Consider the following 17563-nt stretch of genomic DNA (forward strand, 5'->3'; position numbering starts at 1 on the left):
ATGGGGCCTGCGGCTAGACGGTGAAGCTTTCGCCGCAGCCGCAGGCCCCCTTGGCGTTTGGGTTCTGGAACACGAAGCCTGCGGTGAAGTCGTCTTCGACCCAATCCATCGTCGACCCGATCAAATAGAGGATCGAGCCGCCATCGACGAACAGGGTTCCGCCGGGCGTGTCGATGCGCTCGTCGAAGGGCTTGGCCTCGGTGACGTAATCGACCGAATAGGCTAGGCCCGAACAGCCACGGCGCGGGGTCGACAGCTTCACCCCGACCGCGTCTCCCGGCGCACGTTCCATGAGGTCGGCGATGCGGGCGTAAGCGGTCGCGGTCAGATTGAGCGCCGCCGGACGCTGGCGGAGCGTGGTCGCCATCACAGCATCCCCAATTCGAGCTTGGCGTCGTCGGTCATCTTCTGCGGATCCCATGGCGGATCCCAGACCAGGTTGACCTCGGCGGTGGCGATGCCGGGAACGGCGGCTACGCGGAGCTCGACTTCGGCGGGCATCGACTCGGCGACGGGACAATGCGGTGTGGTGAGCGTCATCGTCACCGCCGCGTGCGCGTCGTCGGTCACCTCGACGCCGTAGATTAGTCCCAGATCGTAGATGTTGACCGGGATCTCGGGGTCGAAGATGTCCTTGAGCGCGGCGATCACGTCCTCGTACAGTGCGCCGCCGGGCTCGCCGACGGGATCGGCGGTCGGCTTTTGCGACAGGAAGCCGTCGAGATAGTCGCGCTTGCGCTCGAACGTCTCGCGCGTGTCTTCGCGCTCGACGCGCGCCTTGGGCGGCAGGGCGACGCTCTCCACTTCCTCGACGACGAACCGATCGCTCATCCGAAAATCCTCGTTACGCGTTCGACGCCCCTCGCGAGCGCCTCGATATCCTGCGGGCCGTTATACACGCCGAAGCTGGCGCGCGCGGTGGCGTCGATCCCGAGCGCCTCCATCAGCGGCTGCGCGCAATGGTGCCCCGCGCGGATCGCCACCCGGCCCTCGTCCAAGATGGTGCCGATATCGTGCGGGTGCACCCCCTCGATCGTAAAGCTCACGATGCCCGCCGAGTCCGTCGGACCGAGCAGGCGGACGCTGTTGATCCGGCCCAGCGCCTCACGCGCGTCGGCCACGAGCGCGGACTCGTGCGCGTGGATGCGGTCCAGACCGATGCCCTCCACGTAGTCGATGCCCGCCGCCATGCCGAGCGCGCCGACGATGTGCGGAGTCCCCGCCTCGAACCGGCCTGGCGGGGGAGCGTAGGTCGTGCGGGCGAAGCTCACCCGGTCGATCATCGCGCCGCCGCCCTGATAGGGTGGCATAGCCTCCAGCAGCTCCGACCGCGCCCAAAGCGCGCCGATGCCGGTCGGGCCGTAGAGCTTATGGCCGGAGAAGACGTAGAAGTCGCAACCGAGCGCCTGCACGTCGACGGCCATGCGCGGGACCGCTTGGCAACCGTCGAGCAGGATCTTCGCGCCTACCGAATGGGCGATGGCGGAAGCGCGACGGCCGTCCAGGACCGAGCCGAAGACGTTCGAAACCTGGTTGAGCGCGACCAACTTGTGCTTGGGCGTGATCATCCGCTCCATCGCGTCCAGGTCGATGCGGTGGTCCGGTGTGAGCGGTACGACGTCGATAGCAGCACCGACACGCTCGGCCGCCATCTGCCAGGGAACGATGTTCGAGTGATGCTCGAGCAGCGACAGCATAATGCGATCGCCTGCCTTGAGGTGGGTACCGGCCCAGCAGGTCGCGACGAGGTTGATCGCCTCGGTCGCGCCGCGCACCCAGACGATTTCGGCCGGAGAGCTCGCGCCGATGAACTCCGCCACGCGGCGACGGGCGGCCTCGTAGGCGAGCGTCATGTCGGCCGAGCGCGCATACACGCCGCGATGCACGGTCGCGTAGGCGGTATCGTAGGCGCGCGTAATCGCGTCGATGACGACCTGCGGCTTCTGCGCGGTGGCGGCGGTGTCGAGATAGGCCCAGCCGTCGGGGATGGCGGGGAAGTCGGCGACCGTGTCGAGCGGGCGTTCGAGGGTGCGGAGGTCGGTCACGCGGCGCTTCGGGCAGGCGGAAGTTTACTAAAGTTCATGCCAACGACGCCGATCAACGCCCAGCCAACTTTACACGCTTTACACCAAAACGAATAATATCCGGCCTTTAAACGCAATATTATTGCGCAACGCGAATCAGCTAAACGGACGATGTCAAAGAGCGATAGCATCGCTTGACATGTCGGGGACGTGTAGGACAGCACCTTCATAGTGCCTGCTCCAGCCACGCACCCGCGTCCGTCAGGAAGGCGTCGCGGACCTGTTCGTCGGCGATGTGGTCGAGGGCGTCGGCGACGAAAGCGTGAGTGAGCAGGCCTTTTGCGCGCGCGCTCGGGATGCCGCGCGACTCCATGTAGAAGAGCGCGCGGGCGTCGAGCTCGCCGACCGTCGCGCCATGCGCGCATTTCACGTCGTCGGCGAAGATCTCCAGCTCGGGCTTGAGGTTCACGGCGGCGGTGCGGTTCAGGAGCAAGCCCCGCAAACTCTGCTCGCCGTCGGTCTTCTGGGCATGACGAGCGACCTCGACGCGGGCGGCGAGGCTGGCTTGCGATTGGTCGGCGGCGACAGCGCGCCAGATCTGGCGGCTTTGGCCGTTGGGCTCGGCATGGCGGACGACGACCGCGCATTCCTGACGCTGCTCGCCGCGGGTCAGAAGGACGCCGCCATATTCGGCATAGCCCGCGTCGCCTGCCAGTGCGATGTGGCCGTCGATGCGGCTACCCGCCTGCCCCGCGCCGAGGAAGACTGAAACGAGGCTGGCGCCCGCGCCGAGTTCGGCCTCGTCGCGGGTGGAGGTGAACCCGTCGGATTGAAGTAGGCGGACGCTGCGCTGGAGGCGCGCGGCCTGGCCGAGCGACAGTCTGGTGAAGCGATTGGTCCAGCCGTTGCCCACGAAGGTCTCGACGACGGTCGCCGCGGCGTTCTCGGCCAGGACGATCTCGGCAGCCGCGTGGTTCTCGCCGCCCGTCGATAGGTGGACGATCTGGACGGGGTCGGCGACGGCGTCGGGGGCGAGGCGGAGCGCCCAGCCGCTGTCGGTCGCACGGCCGCCGAGAGCATGGGTGGTAGCGACAACGCGCGCGGGTTCGGCGCGGTGGAGGCGCGAGGAGGGGTGGAGCTCGCCGTCGACGAACAGCAGGCGGTCGCCGGGGAGGTCGAGAAAGTGATCATGGGCGGGACCGCCGCCCGCTCGCGCGGACCCTGCCGCTGTGGCGATGGCGGCGGTGTCGGCCCAACGCCACGCCTCCTCGCGGTTGGACGGGAGAGTGAGGAGGGTCATGCTGCTAGCCCCTCCTCTTCAGAGGAGGGGTTGGGGAGGAGGTCGCTGCTTGAGGGCGGGGATCCGGTGCTCACTCGGTTGGCGGCGTTCTCCTCCCCAAACCCCTCCTCTGAAGAGGAGGGGCTTACCTGCGGCCTCATCGTGGAGATCGCGCCCATCACGCCGCCACCGCGCCGTAGCCTTGCGCCTCGAGCTCGTTCGCCAGCTCCTTGCCGCCCGTGCGCGCGATGCGGCCGTCGGCCAGCACGTGGACGAAGTCCGGCTCCACGTAATCGAGCAGGCGCTGATAGTGGGTGATCAGGATCACCGCCTTGTCGGCCGCGCGCATGATGCGGTTGATGCCGTCGCCGACGATGCGCAGCGCGTCGATGTCGAGGCCGCTGTCGGTCTCATCGAGGATCGCGAGCTTGGGGGCTATAATGCCCATCTGCACCATCTCGTTGCGCTTCTTCTCGCCGCCGGAGAAGCCGACATTGACGGGGCGCTTGAGCATCTCGGCGTCCATGTCGAGCTTAGCCGCCTCCGCGCGGGCGAGGCGGAGGAACTCGGCGCCCGACAGCGGCTTCTCGTCGCGGTTCGCGCGCTGGGCGTTCAGCGATTCGCGAAGGAATTGGACGTTGGAGACGCCGGGGATCTCTACCGGATACTGGAAGCCGAGGAACAGCCCGGCCGCCGCGCGCTCGTGCGGGGCGAGTTCGAGCAGGTCGATCCACTCGTCCTTTGCGGGAATGGCCGCACCCATATCCGTTCGCCCTGAGCTTGTCGAAGCATCGTCCTTCTCTCCGCCACCGGCAGTCAAGAAGGACGACCCTTCGACAAGCTCAGGGCGAACGGAGTTGGGGCGGAACATCACGCTTCCCCCCGTGACCTCGTAACCGGGACGACCGCCGAGCACATAACCGAGCGTCGACTTGCCCGCGCCGTTCGGCCCCATGATCGCATGCACCTCGCCCGCGTTCACGATGAGGGTCAGGCCTTTCAGGATTTCCTTGCCGTCGATCTCGGCGTGAAGGTCCGTGATGTGCAGCATCAATTGCGTCCTCGGAGTTCCGGCCACCACTCGTCCGTCAGGCATTCCTCAACCCCGAAGGGCGACGAACCGGGAAGGTGTTCCGGCATGCAAAGCTCGATCAACTTCTCGTTACTGAAGTGGCGGAGAGCGTCCTCGTAGCCCTCGCTCAACGCTTCGCCGAGCCGCGGCTTGAGCGATGGGCTCCGCCGGAGCAGCCTGGCGATGCGCCCGCGTTGCCCCCGCACCGAGTTCTTCCACGTATTCTCGCATTCCAAGATCGTGGAATAGTGCAATTTCAGCAGGTGGATCGCGATCTCCTCGAACCGGCTGATCAACTGATGGTGATCGCTGCGGCCCAAGCTATCGATCTCCTCCAAAATATTCTCGATATCGAGATCGAGGTTGCTGCGCTCGACCAGCAAAGCCCGCAGCTTGACCGCCTGTTCCTGAGTCCAGCCGTAGAAGTCGGTTTCGTACAGTTGCGTCGCCATCACCCAACGCTCCCCTCGAGGCTGATCCCCAGCAGCTTCTGCGCCTCGACCGCGAACTCCATTGGAAGTTGCTGCAACACCTCGCGGGCGAAGCCGTTGACGATGAGGGCGACCGCCGCCTCCGAATCCAGCCCGCGCGACATGGCGTAGAACATCTGGTCGTCGCTGATCTTGGAGGTAGTCGCCTCGTGCTCGATCTGCGCGGACGGGTTGCGGACCTCGATATAGGGGATGGTGTGCGCGCCGCACTGGTCGCCGAGCAGCAGGCTGTCGCACTGGGTGAAGTTGCGGACGCCCTCCGCGGTCGGGGCGACCCTCACCAGCCCGCGATAGGTGTTGTCGGAGCGGCCCGCGCTGATGCCCTTGGACACAATGGTCGACTTCGTGTTCCTGCCGAGATGGATCATCTTGGTGCCGGTGTCGGCCTGCTGACGGTTGTTGGTGACCGCGACCGAATAGAACTCGCCGACGCTGCCTTCGCCCGCAAGGACGCAAGATGGATACTTCCAGGTGACGGCGGAGCCGGTCTCGACCTGGGTCCAGCTGACCTTCGCGTTCCTGCCCTGACATAGCGCGCGCTTGGTGACGAAATTGTAGATGCCGCCGACGCCGTTCTCGTCGCCGGGATACCAGTTCTGGACGGTCGAATATTTGATCTCGGCGTCGTCGAGGATCACGAGCTCGACGACGGCGGCGTGAAGCTGGTTCTCATCGCGCATGGGAGCGGTGCAGCCCTCGAGATAAGAGACGTAGCTGCCCTTGTCGGCGATGATCAGGGTGCGTTCGAACTGCCCGGTGTTCTCCGCGTTGATGCGAAAATAGGTGGACAGCTCCATCGGACAGCGAACGCCCTCGGGAATGTAGACGAAGGTGCCGTCGCTGAACACGGCGCTGTTGAGCGTGGCGAAGTAGTTGTCGCGCTGGGGCACGACACGACCGAGCCATTTGCGGACCAAATCCGGGTACTCGCGAATCGCCTCGGAGATCGAACGGAAGATGACGCCCGCGGCCTCCAGCTCCTTGCGGAAGGTGGTCGCGACCGAGACGCTGTCGAACACCGCGTCGACGGCGACACGGCGCTTGGGCTCCGCGCCTTCCTCCGCACCGACGTCCCCGTCTTCGACGCCCGCGAGCATCTTCTGCTCCTGGATCGGGATGCCAAGCTTCTCGTAAACGCGCAGGATCTCGGGATCGACCTCGTCGAGCGAGCCGAGCTTGGGCTTCGCCTTGGGCTCGGCATAGTAATAGGCGTTCTGGTAATCGATCGGCGGAACGTTGAGCTTCGACCAATCCGGGTGCTCCATCGTTTGCCACAACGCGAACGCCTTCAGCCGCCAGTCGAGCATCCACTCCGGCTCGTTCTTCTTGGCCGAGATGTAGCGGACGGTGTCCTCCGACAGCCCCTTGGGCGCGAAATCCTGTTCGATGTCGGAGGAGAAGCCCCACTCGTACGTCTTGGCGACGGCGGCGTAGGCTTCGGCGTTCTTGGTGGCCATTATGCTAGTACCTTGGGGCGCATGACGGACTGCGCGGGCTGGGAAAGATGGGTCAGGGTGACGCTGTCGAGCGCGGAGCGGACGGCCTGATTGACGACGCCCCAATGCGGCTTGACCGAGCAATGATGGTCGAGCGCGCAATGGTCGCGGTGGTCGTCGACGCAGGTGGTTAGCGCAATGGGCCCCTCCACTGCCTCGACGATGTCGGCCAAGCTGATCGCCGCCGCCGGCCGCGCGAGGCGGAAGCCGCCGCCGGTGCCGCGCGCGCTGGTGAGCAACCCGGCGGCGGACAGGCGGCTGACGAGCTTCTGCGCGGTGGGGAGCGGCACGCCGGTCTCGGCCGCGAGCAGGGTCGCGTTGAGCGGCGCCGCGGTGCACTTGCGCGCGGCGGCGGACATCAAGACGATCGCGTAATCGGCTAGGCTGGATAGGCGCACGGAACGGTTCTCAAATCGGAGTATATCGGTCGGATTACAGATGGTCGCGGGCATGGGGCGCGTCAACCGGCGGCGACCGTTTGCGAGTCGTTAGCAGCGCGCTTTGACGGGCTCGCGTGGCGGTGCGATGGGCAAGGCGATGACGCACCCGCTCCGCCCCCTCCTGTTCGCGCTTTCCGCCGAGCGGGCGCACCAGCTGACGATCGCCGGGCTGGCGGCGTGGCGCGGCGTGGGCGCGGGCGGGCCGGCGCGGTCGGAGCGGCTGGCGATCACGGTGGCGGGGGTGGCATTTCCCAATCCGGTCGGGGTCGCGGCGGGGGTGGACAAGGACGGGCACGCGATCACCGGGCTGTTCGGCCTGGGCGCGGGTGCCGTCGAGATCGGGACGCTCACTCCCCTGCCCCAGCCGGGCAACCCGCGGCCACGGCTGTTCCGGCTGATCGAGGACCGGGCGGTGGTGAACCGGTTGGGATTCAACAATGGTGGGGTGGCGGCGGGGCTCGCGCGGGCGCGGAGGGCGAAGCGCGCGGGCGTGCTCGGGATCAATGTGGGTGCGAACAAGGACGCGGTCGACCGGGTGGCGGACTATGTCGCTGGGGTGAGCGCGGCGGCTCGGGTCGCGGATTACGTGACGGTGAACATCTCGTCGCCCAACACGCCCGGCTTGCGCGACCTGCAGCATGGAGCGGCGCTTGACGAGCTGCTCGCGGCCTGCGTGGAGGCGCGGGGGTCGACGCCGTTGTTCCTGAAGATCGCGCCCGATCTGGACTGGCCGCAGGTGGAGAACATCGCGCGGGCGGCGGTGGACCGGGGCGTGAATGCGCTGGTGGTGGGGAACACCACGGTGACGCGGCCATCCTTGCGTTCGCCAAGGGCGGCGGAAGGGGGCGGGTTGTCGGGGCGGCCGCTGCGCGAGCTCGCCGCATGCAGGCTCGCCGACTTCGCGCGCGCGACCGGGGGCGGGATGCCGCTTGTTGCGGCGGGCGGAATCGACACGGGAGTGGAGGCCTATGCCCGCATCCGGGCGGGGGCGAGCCTCGTGCAGCTTTATACAGGGCTGGTCTATGGCGGGCCCGGGCTGCTCCGGCGGATCGCGCGGGAGCTGGACGTACTGCTCGAACGAGACGGGTTCGGGACCGTCGCGGATGCAGTGGGCACCGACGCCCGGTGACCGGCTTGCGCGCGTGCGGCGCGTCGCTAGGGTCCATGCGATGATCCGGTATCTTCTCGCGCTCTGTGCATTGCTGCTGCCCCTGCCGGCGCTTGCGCAAGGAGTCGTCACCTCCGCCGATCCGCGCGCGACGGAGGCGGGACGCGAGATCCTGCGCCAGGGCGGCTCGGCGACCGACGCGGCAATGGCGATGATGCTGGCGCTGACGGTGGTGGAGCCGCAATCGTCGGGGATCGGCGGCGGCGGATTCCTCGTCCACCATACGGCTGGCGGCAAGCTGGAGACGATCGACGGCCGCGAAACCGCGCCGCGCGCGGCGACGCCGGGGCGGTTCCTTGGGCCGGATGGGAAGACGCTCTCCTACCCCCAGGCGGTCGGCGGCGGTCGGTCGGTGGGCGTGCCGGGCAACATACGGCTGATGGCGATGGCGACCAGAAAGTGGGGGCGCTTGCCCTGGGCGCGGTTGTTCGCGCCCGCGATCCGGCTGGCGGAGGGCGGTTATGCCGTGACCCGGCCGCTGGCGGGTGCTGCGGCGAGCGGGGCCGCGCGCTGGGCAAATTTCCCTGTCACGGCCGCGCTATACGCGCCCGGCGGCGCGCCGGTCGTCGAGGGTGCGACGGTGCGCAATCCCATGCTCGCGGCCCTGCTGCGCCGTGTCGCCGCCGATGGACCGGACTCCTTCTACACCGGCGAGAACGCCCGCGCGTTGCTCGCGGCGGCAAACGGCAGCGTCGGCTCGCCGCGCGACATGACGGCCGTCGACCTCAGCGGCTATCGCGCCAAGGAGCGCGCGCCGGTCTGCGCGCCGTACCGGGTGTGGCGCATTTGCGGCATGGGGCCGCCGTCGTCGGGCGCGACCACGGTGCTCGGCATTCTGGGCATGCTCGAGCGGTTCGATCTGAAAGCGCTGGGACCCGCGTCGCCGCAATCGTGGCACCTGCTCGCCGAGGCGATGCAGCTCGCCTACGCCGATCGCGAAAAGTATCTGGGCGACGCCGATTTCGTGAGCGTGCCTGTCGCGGGACTGATCGACCGCGCGTATCTGCGCCGCCGGTCGGGGCTGATTTCTCCCTTGCGTGCGCTCGGAGCTTATCCGGCAGGTAATCCACCCGGCGCGCCCGCGCGCACCCCGGCGATGCAGCGGGAGGTGGCGGGGACGACGCATTTCGTTGCGGTCGACGGCAAGGGCAACGTCGCCTCCATGACCTCGACGGTCGAGGGGCCGTTCGGAAGCCAGCTGGTCGCCAACGGCTATATTCTCAACAACGAACTGACCGATTTCACCTGGACGCCAGAGCGGGACGGCGCACCCGTCGCCAACCGGGTGCAAGGCGGCAAGCGGCCGCTGTCGTCCATGTCGCCGACGATCGTCTACGACGCGTCCGGCAAGCCCGTCTTCACCGTCGGCGCGGCGGGGGGCAAGACGATCATCATGCAGGTCGCCAAGGCGTTGATCGCGCATCTCGACTGGGGCTTGCCCGCGCGCGAGGCGCTTGGCGAAGGCCTCGTATATTTCGGGCGTGAGGGCGTGATCCTGGAGGAGGGTACCGCCCGCGTCGGGCTCAAGGGCGACTTCGAGCGGCTGGGTCACAAAGTCGTGGTAGGCAAATTGGGGCTGAAGGCGAACGCGGCCGAGCGGACGTCCACCGGTTGGCGCGGCGCGGCCGATCCCCGCAGCGTGGGTACGGCCCTGACCGAGTGATCGACGTTCGGCGAAACGGACGCGGGAGAGAGTGATGCGGCAGTTGGAGCCATTTCCCAACCTGGTGACGATGTTCTTCACGCGGGCGCGGGAGCGCGGGGACAAGCCGTTCCTGTGGCGGAAGGTCGATGGCGTGTGGGCGTCCACCAGCTGGACGGAAGCGGCGCGGCAGGTGGCGAGCTTGGCGGCTGGCCTTACCGCGATCGGCGTCGCGCACGGCGACCGGGTGATGCTGGTGTCGGAGAACCGGCCCGAATGGTGCATCTCCGACCTCGCCATCATGGCAGCGGGCGCGGTGACGGTCCCGGCCTACGTCACCAATACCGAGCGCGACCATGCGCACGTCATCGAGAATTCGGGCGCACGCGCCGTGATCGTGTCCACCGCCAGACTGGCGAAGGCGTTGATGCCCACCATCCTGCGCGCGTCGGAGCCGCAGATCGTGATCGGCATCGACGAGATGCGCGTGGCGCAGACAGGTACCGACTTCCACCGCTGGCGCGACCTGATCGACCGGCACCCGACCAAGCCGGCCGAAGCGGAGGCGCACGCCGACTTCGCGCGGGGTGACCTGGCCTGCATCATCTACACCAGCGGTACCGGCGGAGCACCGCGCGGCGTGCGGCAGCATCACGGCGCGATCCTGCACTGCGCGGCGGCGTGCGTCGATGCGATCGGCGAGGATCTGGGGATCGTGGAGGACGAGACGTTCCTGTCCTTCCTGCCGCTCAGCCACGCCTACGAGCATACCGGCGGGCAGTTCCTGCCGATCGGCATGGGCGGGCAGATCTATTACGCCGAGGGGCTGGAGAAGCTCGCCGCCAACATGGAGGAGGTTCGCCCGACGATCATGTTCGTCGTGCCGCGCCTGTTCGAGGTGCTGCACCAACGGATCAGCAAGGGCGTCGCCAAGCAGGGCAGGCTGTCGAACTGGTTGCTCGCCCGCGCGCTCGATGTGGGCGGGCGCGACTATCACGGCATGCTGAGGATCACCGACCGGGCGACCAAATTGCTGGTAGATGCGGTTTTCAAGCCCAAGATCGCCAAGCGATTCGGCGGGCGGCTGAAGGCGATGGTGTCGGGCGGCGCGCCGCTCAATCCGGAAGTCGGGGTATTCTTCCACTCGATCGGAGTGCTGGTCCTACAGGGTTACGGCCAGACCGAGGCGGGGCCGATCATCTCGTGCAACCGCCCCAAGGCAGGCATCCGCATGGACACGGTCGGCCCGCCGCTGCTGAACACGGAGGTCAGGATCGCCGAGGACGGGGAGATCCTGTGCCGGGGCGAGCTCGTGATGCATGGATATTGGCGTAACGACGCTGAGAGCGCGCGGGTGCTGAAGGACGGGTGGCTCCATACCGGCGACATCGGCGTGATCGACGTGGCGGGGCGGGTGAAGATAACCGACCGCAAGAAGGACCTGATCGTCAACGACAAGGGCGACAACGTCGCGCCGCAGAAGGTGGAGGGGATGCTCACCCTCCAGCCCGAGATCGCGCAGGCGATGATCGCGGGCGACCGCCGGCCGTATATGGTCGCGGTGCTGGTGCCCGATCCCGAATGGACGCAACAATTCTGCGCCGCCGGGGGCGCGCCGTGCAGCTTCACGTCGCTGGCGGAAAACCCGACCTACCGCGCCGCGCTGTCGGCGGCGGTGGAGCGGGTCAACAAGGAGCTGTCGGTGATCGAACGCGTCCGCCGCTTCGTGATCGCCGACGAGCCCTTCACGATCGAGAACGAGCAGATGACGCCGTCGCTCAAGATTCGGCGGCATGTGCTGAAGGAGGTGTACGGGGTAAGGCTGAACGGGCTGTACCGGGGGTAGGGGGTGACTTGGCGGCGCGACCAAGTACGCGCACTTTTTACCCGTCACCCCAGCGTAGGCTGGGGTCTCGCGGTGCGGATACGGTGCTCTCCCGGTGGGAGACCCCAGCCTACGCTGGGGTGACGGGTGGCTGTGAGAGGGCGAAGGTGATGCGAGGCGGTTGGACGTACATGATGACCAATCGCCCGAACGGCATCCTTTATGTCGGGGTGACCGCGTATCTCGCCCAGCGGGTGGACCAGAACCGAACGGGTAAGGGGTCCGCCTTCTGCCGCCGGTACGGCATCGACAAGCTCGTGCTGGCCGAGCCGCACGAGCTGATCACCGACGCGATCGCGCGGGAGAAGGCGCTGAAAGCTTGGAAACGGGCGTGGAAGGTGCGGTTGATCGAGGAGACCAACCCGGAGTGGTTGGATCTGTTCGACCTGATCGCGTGAGCTAGCCTGTGGTACGCTTATTCATCGCCAGCTTCCTTCCTGTCACCCCAGCGAAGGCTGGGGTCTGGTTGCTCGGGCGGCGCGCTCTTGGAGGGAGACCCCAGCCTCCGCTGGGGTGACGAAATGTTGTTGGGGTGAGTTGTTGCGCTGCCAATGCGACTTCCCCTTACCGAGCCTCCCCTCCCTTCTCCTACTTCGCTCCGGCTTTCGGCAGCACGGCGAAGGTCCAGTCGCGGTCGGGCCGCAGATATTTGGCCGCGGTCTCCCGGAGCTGCGCCGGGGTGATCGTCACGTAATCCTCCGCGATGCGCTTGGTCGCATCCACCCGGCGCTGGTCGAACGCGCCGCCGCCGAGCTGCTGGAGCCAGAACTGGTTCCCGCTCGATGCGCGCAGGATATACTGCGTCATCGGCCGCATGATGCGTTGCAGCTCGTCGTCGGCGACCGGCGTGGCGACGAGGTCGGCGGCGATCTCGCGGGCCATGCGGTGGAAGAACGGCACGCGGTCGGGGGTGACGTTGCCGACCGCGATCAGGCGGCCGCCGCCGGGCAGGCCGACGGGCCACTGGCTCGACACCTGCGGGCTGTAGCTCGCGCCCGCCGCCTGGCGGAGGCGTTCGAACAGCCGGTCGGAGAAGATCTGCGCGATCACGTCCAAACGGCGGCTCTCGGCAATGCCCTCGATCCCGCCGCCGGTCGGCCAGGCGATCACCGCCGCCGCCTGGTTGGCCGGGCCGCTATGCGTGCGGGTGACGGGCGACGCGTTATGGGCGGGGAAGCGCACCGGCTTGGGCGGCACGGGCGTCTCGCCCCTGGTCGCCATCGCGCCGAAGCTGCGCGCGACCGCGTCGATCGCGAGATCGGCGGTGGTGTCGCCGAACACCGACACCTCGACCGGGCCGCTCCTGAGCAGCGGCTCCCACAAGGCGCGGAACGCGGCGGGGTCGAGCTTGGCGATCAGTTCGGGCGTGGGCGCGGCCCAACGAGGATCGCCCGCGCGCAGCAGCCCTTCGAGCTCACGCCCGATAACGCCGTCCGGCGACGCATCGTAGCCGCGCGTGGCGGCGAGCGCGACCGCGCGCGCGCGGTTGACGGGCGCGGGGTCCCAACCGGGTTGGGCGAGCTTGGCCGCGAACAGCCGCAGCTGGTCGGCGAGGTCCGCGCGGTTGGTCAGCGCGTTGAACGAGAACGCGTCGTCGCCGATGTCGAAATCGAAGCCGACGCGGCGACCAGCGACCAGCGCCTCGAGGTCGTTCTGGTCGAGCTTGCCGATCCCGCTCGACACCAGCGCCAGCTCGCCCGCCCAGGCCGGGGTGGCGCGGTCGAGGGGAAGCGCGTTGCGCCCGCCGCCGAACCGAACGCGGACATAGACGCGGCCGGTCTCGCCCGTGTTGGGGAAGAGCAGCAGGCGGGTGCCGTTGCCGAAAACGACCGTCTCCAGCTCGATTCCTTGCGCCTTGCCGCGGTTCGCCACGGTGCCGGGGCTCCCGAGCGCCGGCAGCTGGGCGAAGGTCACGCTGCGCGATTGGCGGCGCCGGCCCGCCAGGCCGTTCACATCGGCCTTGAGCGCCGCATCGAGCTTGGCCTGCGCGGTCGGGTCGGGGGTGCGGGTGTTGACGACGGCGCGGGTCACGCCCTCGAACAGCCGCTTGGTGGAGCTGAGCACGGCGGCGGGGGTGAACATACCCTTGGCGCGCGCGTCGGTGAAGATACGGTAGGAGGTGTCCGGCGAGGTGGTGACCTCGCGGATTTCCAGCGCCTCGGCGATGTCGTCGGCCTGACGCCCGCCGGGCTCGACGCGCGAGGTCTCGACCTGGGTGCGCAGCGCCGTGTCGTAATCGGCGAGCTCGCGGTCGATCTCTCCTTGCGTCGGCGGCGACCCTGCCGCGTCGGCGAGCACCGCGCGCACGTCCTTGAGCGCCGCGGCCCAATCGTCGCCCACGGGAACGATGTTGACGGAGGTGACGTTGCCCGACCGGTACACGTCGTCGAGCGTCACGCTCGCCTGGAGAAAGCTGCCGCCGCCCCGCGCGCGCTGCTCCAGCCGACGGCTGATGACGCGGCCGGAGATGGTGTCGACCATCCGGCGCTGGTTGAAGATCACCGTGTCGTCGCGGTAGGTCCAGGGGCGGATCGTGGCGGTGGCGACGACCGGGGGCAGGCCGGGTTCGGCGAGCGTCGCGGTGGCGGGCCTGGACGGGTCGGGACGCCCGAAATCGGGATCGCGCGGCTCGGGGCCGATGCCCTTCCAGCTTCCGAAATACTTGGCGATGCCCGCCGCGAAGACCGACGGGTCCATGTCGCCCGCGATCACCACCACCGTGCGGCTGGGGCGGTACCAGCGGTCGTGAAAAGCCTGGACGCCCCGGGCGTTCGCCGCCTCCAGCGTCTTGACCGACCCGATCGGCGAACGCTCCGCGAGCGGCTGGCCCGCGAAGAAGGTGGAGCGGATCGCGTCGCCGAAGCGGACCTGCGGCCCGGGCTGCTCGCGCTGTTCGGCGAGCACGATCGGGCGCTCGGCGGAGACGCTCGCGTCGGTCAGCGTCGGCGCGGCCATCATCCCGGCCATGATCTTCAGGCTCTCATCGAGGCCCGTCGGCGTCGCGCCGGGTAGGTCGAGCTTGTAGAGCGTCTGCGTCGGCGTGGTCTGCGCGTTCGAGTCCGAGCCGAAGGTCGCGCCCAGACGCTGCCACACGCGCTTGGCCTCGCCGTCGGGGACGAATTGCGATCCCCGGAAACTCAGATGCTCCAGGAAATGCGCGAAGCCGCGCTCGCGGTCGGTCTCGTAGAGCGAGCCCGCATCGATGCGGACGCGCACCGCGACCTGGCCGGGCGGCACGCCGTTGCGGCGTACGGCGTAGCGCACGCCGTTGGGAAGCGTCCCGAACGACCAACCCGGATCGGGGGTGATGTCCGATCCCTTATAGAGCCAGGGTGCGGGATCGACGCCGGGCGGGGTTGCGGCCGTCGGAGGCGCGGCCTGCGGCGCAAGGGGCTGAAAGGGCCGACGCGCTTCCTGCCCGGTGGCGGGAAGGCCGAAGCCGAGGAGGATGGAAAGGAGCGAGACGCGGAGCACGCGCTGGGGGAACGCCATATCGCAGCCATGTAGCGCACCAAGATGAACGCTGCCAGACTTGCAGCCGATCGAGCGCGGTGGCGTACCTCGCTTGATCCCCGCCCGCCGCCGCGCCACATGGCTATTCATGTTCATCGAAACCGAGCCCACCCCCAATCCCCAAACGCTCAAGTTTCTGCCCGGCAGGACGGTGATGGAGGTCGGCACCCGCGACTTCGCCACGCCCGAGGAGGCGGAAGCGAGCCCGCTGGCCGAGGCGATGTTCGATCTGGGCGATGTGACGGGGGTGTTCTTCGGGTCGGACTTCGTATCGGTGACGGCCGCGCCGGGGACCGACTGGACGCTGCTCAAGCCCGACATCCTGGGGCTGCTGCTCGACCATTTCACCGCGCAGATGCCGTTGTTCCGGCAGGGGAGCGCGGCGGGGTTCAGCGTCCCGCTGGAGGATGCGGGAGTGGACGATCCCGCCGACGCCGACATCGTGGCGCAGATCCGCGAGCTGATCGACACGCGCGTCCGGCCCGCGGTGGCCAACGACGGCGGCGATATCGTCTATCGCGGCTTCGACAAGGGCAAGGTGTATCTGCGGATGCAGGGCGCGTGCGCGGGCTGTCCGTCGTCCAGCGCCACGCTCAAGAACGGGATCGAGCAGCTGCTGCGCCATTACGTCCCCGAAGTGACCGAAGTGCGCGCGGTCTGATGCAGGCCCCGCTTCCCGACGCCGCGCTCGACCGGCTGTTCCGTACCGCGCGCTCGGCCAACGGTTACACCGATGAACCGGTGAGCGAGGAGCAGCTTCGCGCACTGTACGACTTGGTGAAGATGGGTCCGACTTCGGCCAACCAGAGCCCTGCCCGTTTCGTCTGGTGCGTGTCGCCGGACGCCAAGGAACGGCTCGCAGCCTGCGCGAGCGGCACCAACGGCGACAAGATCCGCGCCGCGCCGGTGTCGGTCGTGATCGGCATGGACCTGGAATTCCACGAGCATCTGCCCGAGCTGTTCCCCCATGCCGACGCGCGCAGCTGGTTCACGAGCGACCAGGCCGCGCGCGAGGCGTCGGCGTTCCGCAACTCGACGCTGCAGGGCGCATACCTGATCATGGCGGCGCGGGCGCTGGGGCTCGATACCGGGCCGATGTCGGGGTTCGACGCGGCGGCGGTCGACCGCGAGTTCTTCGCCGACTGCCCACGGGTCACGGTCAACTACATCTCGACGCTGGGTTACGCGGACCATTCGACGATCTTCGACCGGAGCCCGCGCCCGGCGTTCGAGAAGTTCAACCGCGTCGTTTAGATTGCTGCCCTGCCCCCTAACCCGTCATGCCGGACTTGTTCCGGCATCCATCCCTGTGCGGAGCCAGCGACATCAGGGTTCGCACAACGATGGACCCCGGAACAAGTCCGGGGTGACAGAAGCGTGGCGCGGGTAGCTCAAGCGCGTATGCTCCTCAGATGCTTACTTTAATTATCGAGACCGCAACGGCCGCCTGCTCGGTCGCGCTGATCGAGCGGGACCACGTCGTCGCTCGGCTGCATGAGATCGTCGGGCGCGGGCACGCCGAGCGGCTGGTGCCGATGATCGCCGAATTGCCGGGGGGCGGTCGCGCGGCGCGGATCATGGTCGATTGCGGACCGGGCAGCTTCACCGGCATCCGCGTCGGCATCGCCGCGGCGCGCGGGCTGGCGCTGGGGTGGGGCATGCCGGTTACGGGCTATTCCTCGCTCGCGCTGGTCGCGGCCGCTGCCTTGGCCGCGCGGCCGGAGCTCCGGCGGGTTGCGGCGGTCCTGGAAGGGGGACATGGTGAGGTCTTCATGCAGATCTTCGATGCAACCCTCCTGCCGCTCGGCGATCTGGCCAGCTTGACCCCGCAGGCGGCGGTGGTGCGGCTGGACGGGCTTCCCGCCTTCGGGTCCGGCGCGGCGCGGCTGCTCGCGGTCGATCCCGTGCTCGACGTGACCCAAACGCTGCCCGACGCGGGCGATGCGTGGCGGCTGCCGCCCCAACTCGCCGCGCTGTCCCCGCGCCCGCTCTACGGTCGCGCACCCGACGCCAAGATCGCGCCAGGGATCGCGGAAACCTGAAAATGGCGACGCGCGCCCTAGCGCTGCGCCTGGCCGACGCGCGGGACATCGCGGCGGTGGAGGCGCTGATGAGGGGAGCGTTCGACCCTCGCTACGGCGAGGCCTGGACGCGGAACCAGTGCCTGGGCGTGATGGCGCTGCCGGGCGTCGCGCTGCTGATGGCGGACGTCGACGACGAGCCCGCCGGCTTCGCGATGACGCGGCGCGTGCTCGACGAGGCGGAACTGCTGCTGCTGGCGGTCGCCCCGGCGCACCGCGGTCACGGGGTCGGCGACGCGCTGCTCCGCGCCGCGGTCGAGGAAGCGGCCGTCGGCGGCTGCGTTAAACTGCATCTGGAGGTGCGCGACGGCAACCCGGCGACGCGCCTCTACCGCCGGCACGGCTTCGCCAAGGTCGGCGAGCGGCGCGGCTATTACCGGGGCGTCGACGGCGTGCTCCACGACGCGCACAGCTACAGCCTGGCGGTTCCGGCTTAGCCGCCCGGGCTTATTGCGAATCGATAGCGCTTTTC

The 17563-nt window shown here is 68.4% G+C and carries 17 protein-coding genes; 8 read left to right on the top strand and 9 right to left on the bottom strand.

What is annotated here, in order from left to right; genetic code table 11:
• Nucleotides 1–13: 13 nt before the first annotated feature.
• The 8 genes from ACFE7F_RS00715 to ACFE7F_RS00750 form a co-directional block, all read right to left on the bottom strand.
• Nucleotides 14–367 carry a HesB/IscA family protein gene (locus ACFE7F_RS00715; RefSeq protein WP_375401917.1) on the bottom strand — a complete coding sequence of 118 codons (354 nt, stop codon included), beginning with the start codon at nucleotides 365–367 and terminating at the stop codon, nucleotides 14–16.
• The gene (locus ACFE7F_RS00720; protein WP_375401918.1) at nucleotides 367–831 is read right to left on the bottom strand and encodes an SUF system Fe-S cluster assembly protein; all 465 of its coding nucleotides are present in this window, start codon (nucleotides 829–831) and stop codon (nucleotides 367–369) included. The genes ACFE7F_RS00715 and ACFE7F_RS00720 overlap by 1 nt, the downstream gene beginning before the upstream one ends.
• On the bottom strand, nucleotides 828–2045 hold the full coding sequence (locus ACFE7F_RS00725) for an aminotransferase class V-fold PLP-dependent enzyme (RefSeq protein ID WP_375401919.1): 1218 nt from the start codon (nucleotides 2043–2045) through the stop codon (nucleotides 828–830). Before ACFE7F_RS00725 ends, ACFE7F_RS00720 begins: the two co-directional genes overlap by 4 nt.
• A 205-nt stretch (nucleotides 2046–2250) precedes the next feature.
• Nucleotides 2251–3324, bottom strand: a complete 1074-nt coding sequence (locus ACFE7F_RS00730) for a SufD family Fe-S cluster assembly protein (protein WP_375401920.1) — start codon at nucleotides 3322–3324, stop codon at nucleotides 2251–2253.
• Between the two features lie 157 nt (nucleotides 3325–3481).
• Nucleotides 3482–4354 (bottom strand): Fe-S cluster assembly ATPase SufC, encoded by an 873-nt coding sequence (sufC, locus tag ACFE7F_RS00735; protein ID WP_375401921.1) that lies wholly within the window; start codon nucleotides 4352–4354, stop codon nucleotides 3482–3484.
• Nucleotides 4354–4827 (bottom strand): DUF29 domain-containing protein, encoded by a 474-nt coding sequence (locus tag ACFE7F_RS00740; protein ID WP_375401922.1) that lies wholly within the window; start codon nucleotides 4825–4827, stop codon nucleotides 4354–4356. Before ACFE7F_RS00740 ends, sufC begins: the two co-directional genes overlap by 1 nt.
• Nucleotides 4827–6323, bottom strand: coding sequence for a Fe-S cluster assembly protein SufB (sufB, locus tag ACFE7F_RS00745; RefSeq protein WP_375401923.1), 1497 nt, complete (start codon nucleotides 6321–6323; stop codon nucleotides 4827–4829). Before sufB ends, ACFE7F_RS00740 begins: the two co-directional genes overlap by 1 nt.
• On the bottom strand, nucleotides 6323–6760 hold the full coding sequence (locus ACFE7F_RS00750; RefSeq protein ID WP_375401924.1) for an SUF system Fe-S cluster assembly regulator: 438 nt from the start codon (nucleotides 6758–6760) through the stop codon (nucleotides 6323–6325). The genes sufB and ACFE7F_RS00750 overlap by 1 nt, the downstream gene beginning before the upstream one ends.
• A gap of 139 nt (nucleotides 6761–6899) precedes the next feature.
• Between ACFE7F_RS00750 and ACFE7F_RS00755 the strand changes: the two genes are divergently transcribed.
• The 4 genes from ACFE7F_RS00755 (at nucleotide 6900) to ACFE7F_RS00770 (ending at nucleotide 11895) form a co-directional block, all read left to right on the top strand.
• Complete coding sequence (locus ACFE7F_RS00755) at nucleotides 6900–7931, top strand: quinone-dependent dihydroorotate dehydrogenase (RefSeq protein WP_375402021.1); 1032 nt, start codon at nucleotides 6900–6902, stop codon at nucleotides 7929–7931.
• Between the two features lie 40 nt (nucleotides 7932–7971).
• Nucleotides 7972–9633: a gamma-glutamyltransferase gene (ggt, locus tag ACFE7F_RS00760; RefSeq protein WP_375401925.1), complete on the top strand. Its 1662-nt coding sequence runs from the start codon at nucleotides 7972–7974 to the stop codon at nucleotides 9631–9633.
• Nucleotides 9634–9667: 34 nt separating this feature from the next.
• Nucleotides 9668–11458, top strand: a complete 1791-nt coding sequence (locus tag ACFE7F_RS00765) for an AMP-dependent synthetase/ligase (protein ID WP_375401926.1) — start codon at nucleotides 9668–9670, stop codon at nucleotides 11456–11458.
• A gap of 149 nt (nucleotides 11459–11607) precedes the next feature.
• The gene (locus tag ACFE7F_RS00770) at nucleotides 11608–11895 is read left to right on the top strand and encodes a GIY-YIG nuclease family protein (RefSeq protein WP_375402022.1); all 288 of its coding nucleotides are present in this window, start codon (nucleotides 11608–11610) and stop codon (nucleotides 11893–11895) included.
• A 190-nt stretch (nucleotides 11896–12085) separates the two neighbouring features.
• Here the strand turns inward: ACFE7F_RS00770 and ACFE7F_RS00775 are convergent, their stop codons facing one another.
• Nucleotides 12086–14989 carry a M16 family metallopeptidase gene (locus ACFE7F_RS00775; protein ID WP_375401927.1) on the bottom strand — a complete coding sequence of 968 codons (2904 nt, stop codon included), beginning with the start codon at nucleotides 14987–14989 and terminating at the stop codon, nucleotides 12086–12088.
• 109 nt (nucleotides 14990–15098) lie between these two features.
• Here ACFE7F_RS00775 and ACFE7F_RS00780 point away from each other — a divergent pair, with 109 nt between their 5' ends.
• From ACFE7F_RS00780 to ACFE7F_RS00795, 4 genes are all read left to right on the top strand, one after another.
• The gene (locus ACFE7F_RS00780; protein ID WP_375401928.1) at nucleotides 15099–15671 is read left to right on the top strand and encodes a NifU family protein; all 573 of its coding nucleotides are present in this window, start codon (nucleotides 15099–15101) and stop codon (nucleotides 15669–15671) included.
• Nucleotides 15671–16264 (top strand): malonic semialdehyde reductase, encoded by a 594-nt coding sequence (locus tag ACFE7F_RS00785; RefSeq protein WP_375401929.1) that lies wholly within the window; start codon nucleotides 15671–15673, stop codon nucleotides 16262–16264. The genes ACFE7F_RS00780 and ACFE7F_RS00785 overlap by 1 nt, the downstream gene beginning before the upstream one ends.
• 158 nt (nucleotides 16265–16422) lie before the next feature.
• Nucleotides 16423–17052 carry a tRNA (adenosine(37)-N6)-threonylcarbamoyltransferase complex dimerization subunit type 1 TsaB gene (tsaB, locus tag ACFE7F_RS00790; protein WP_375401930.1) on the top strand — a complete coding sequence of 210 codons (630 nt, stop codon included), beginning with the start codon at nucleotides 16423–16425 and terminating at the stop codon, nucleotides 17050–17052.
• Nucleotides 17053–17054: 2 nt separating this feature from the next.
• Nucleotides 17055–17528 carry a GNAT family N-acetyltransferase gene (locus ACFE7F_RS00795; protein WP_375401931.1) on the top strand — a complete coding sequence of 158 codons (474 nt, stop codon included), beginning with the start codon at nucleotides 17055–17057 and terminating at the stop codon, nucleotides 17526–17528.
• Nucleotides 17529–17563 lie beyond the last annotated feature (35 nt).

The organism is uncultured Sphingomonas sp., assembly GCF_964235535.1.
In the GTDB taxonomy this organism is placed as follows: domain Bacteria; phylum Pseudomonadota; class Alphaproteobacteria; order Sphingomonadales; family Sphingomonadaceae; genus Sphingomonas.

Excerpts from the sequence above, each read along its gene's own strand:
- ACFE7F_RS00770 (WP_375402022.1), top strand. The coding sequence starts at position 11,608 with ATGCGAGGCGGTTGGACGTACATGATGACCAATCGCCCGAACGGCATC.
- ACFE7F_RS00740 (WP_375401922.1), bottom strand. The coding sequence starts at position 4,827 with ATGGCGACGCAACTGTACGAAACCGACTTCTACGGCTGGACTCAGGAA.
- ACFE7F_RS00720 (WP_375401918.1), bottom strand. The coding sequence starts at position 831 with ATGAGCGATCGGTTCGTCGTCGAGGAAGTGGAGAGCGTCGCCCTGCCG.
- sufB (WP_375401923.1), bottom strand. The coding sequence starts at position 6,323 with ATGGCCACCAAGAACGCCGAAGCCTACGCCGCCGTCGCCAAGACGTAC.
- ACFE7F_RS00765 (WP_375401926.1), top strand. The coding sequence starts at position 9,668 with ATGCGGCAGTTGGAGCCATTTCCCAACCTGGTGACGATGTTCTTCACG.
- ACFE7F_RS00715 (WP_375401917.1), bottom strand. The coding sequence starts at position 367 with ATGGCGACCACGCTCCGCCAGCGTCCGGCGGCGCTCAATCTGACCGCG.
- tsaB (WP_375401930.1), top strand. The coding sequence starts at position 16,423 with ATGCTTACTTTAATTATCGAGACCGCAACGGCCGCCTGCTCGGTCGCG.
- sufC (WP_375401921.1), bottom strand. The coding sequence starts at position 4,354 with ATGCTGCACATCACGGACCTTCACGCCGAGATCGACGGCAAGGAAATC.
- ACFE7F_RS00755 (WP_375402021.1), top strand. The coding sequence starts at position 6,900 with ATGACGCACCCGCTCCGCCCCCTCCTGTTCGCGCTTTCCGCCGAGCGG.
- ggt (WP_375401925.1), top strand. The coding sequence starts at position 7,972 with ATGATCCGGTATCTTCTCGCGCTCTGTGCATTGCTGCTGCCCCTGCCG.
- ACFE7F_RS00730 (WP_375401920.1), bottom strand. The coding sequence starts at position 3,324 with ATGACCCTCCTCACTCTCCCGTCCAACCGCGAGGAGGCGTGGCGTTGG.
- ACFE7F_RS00780 (WP_375401928.1), top strand. The coding sequence starts at position 15,099 with ATGTTCATCGAAACCGAGCCCACCCCCAATCCCCAAACGCTCAAGTTT.
- ACFE7F_RS00785 (WP_375401929.1), top strand. The coding sequence starts at position 15,671 with ATGCAGGCCCCGCTTCCCGACGCCGCGCTCGACCGGCTGTTCCGTACC.
- ACFE7F_RS00795 (WP_375401931.1), top strand. The coding sequence starts at position 17,055 with ATGGCGACGCGCGCCCTAGCGCTGCGCCTGGCCGACGCGCGGGACATC.
- ACFE7F_RS00775 (WP_375401927.1), bottom strand. The coding sequence starts at position 14,989 with ATGGCGTTCCCCCAGCGCGTGCTCCGCGTCTCGCTCCTTTCCATCCTC.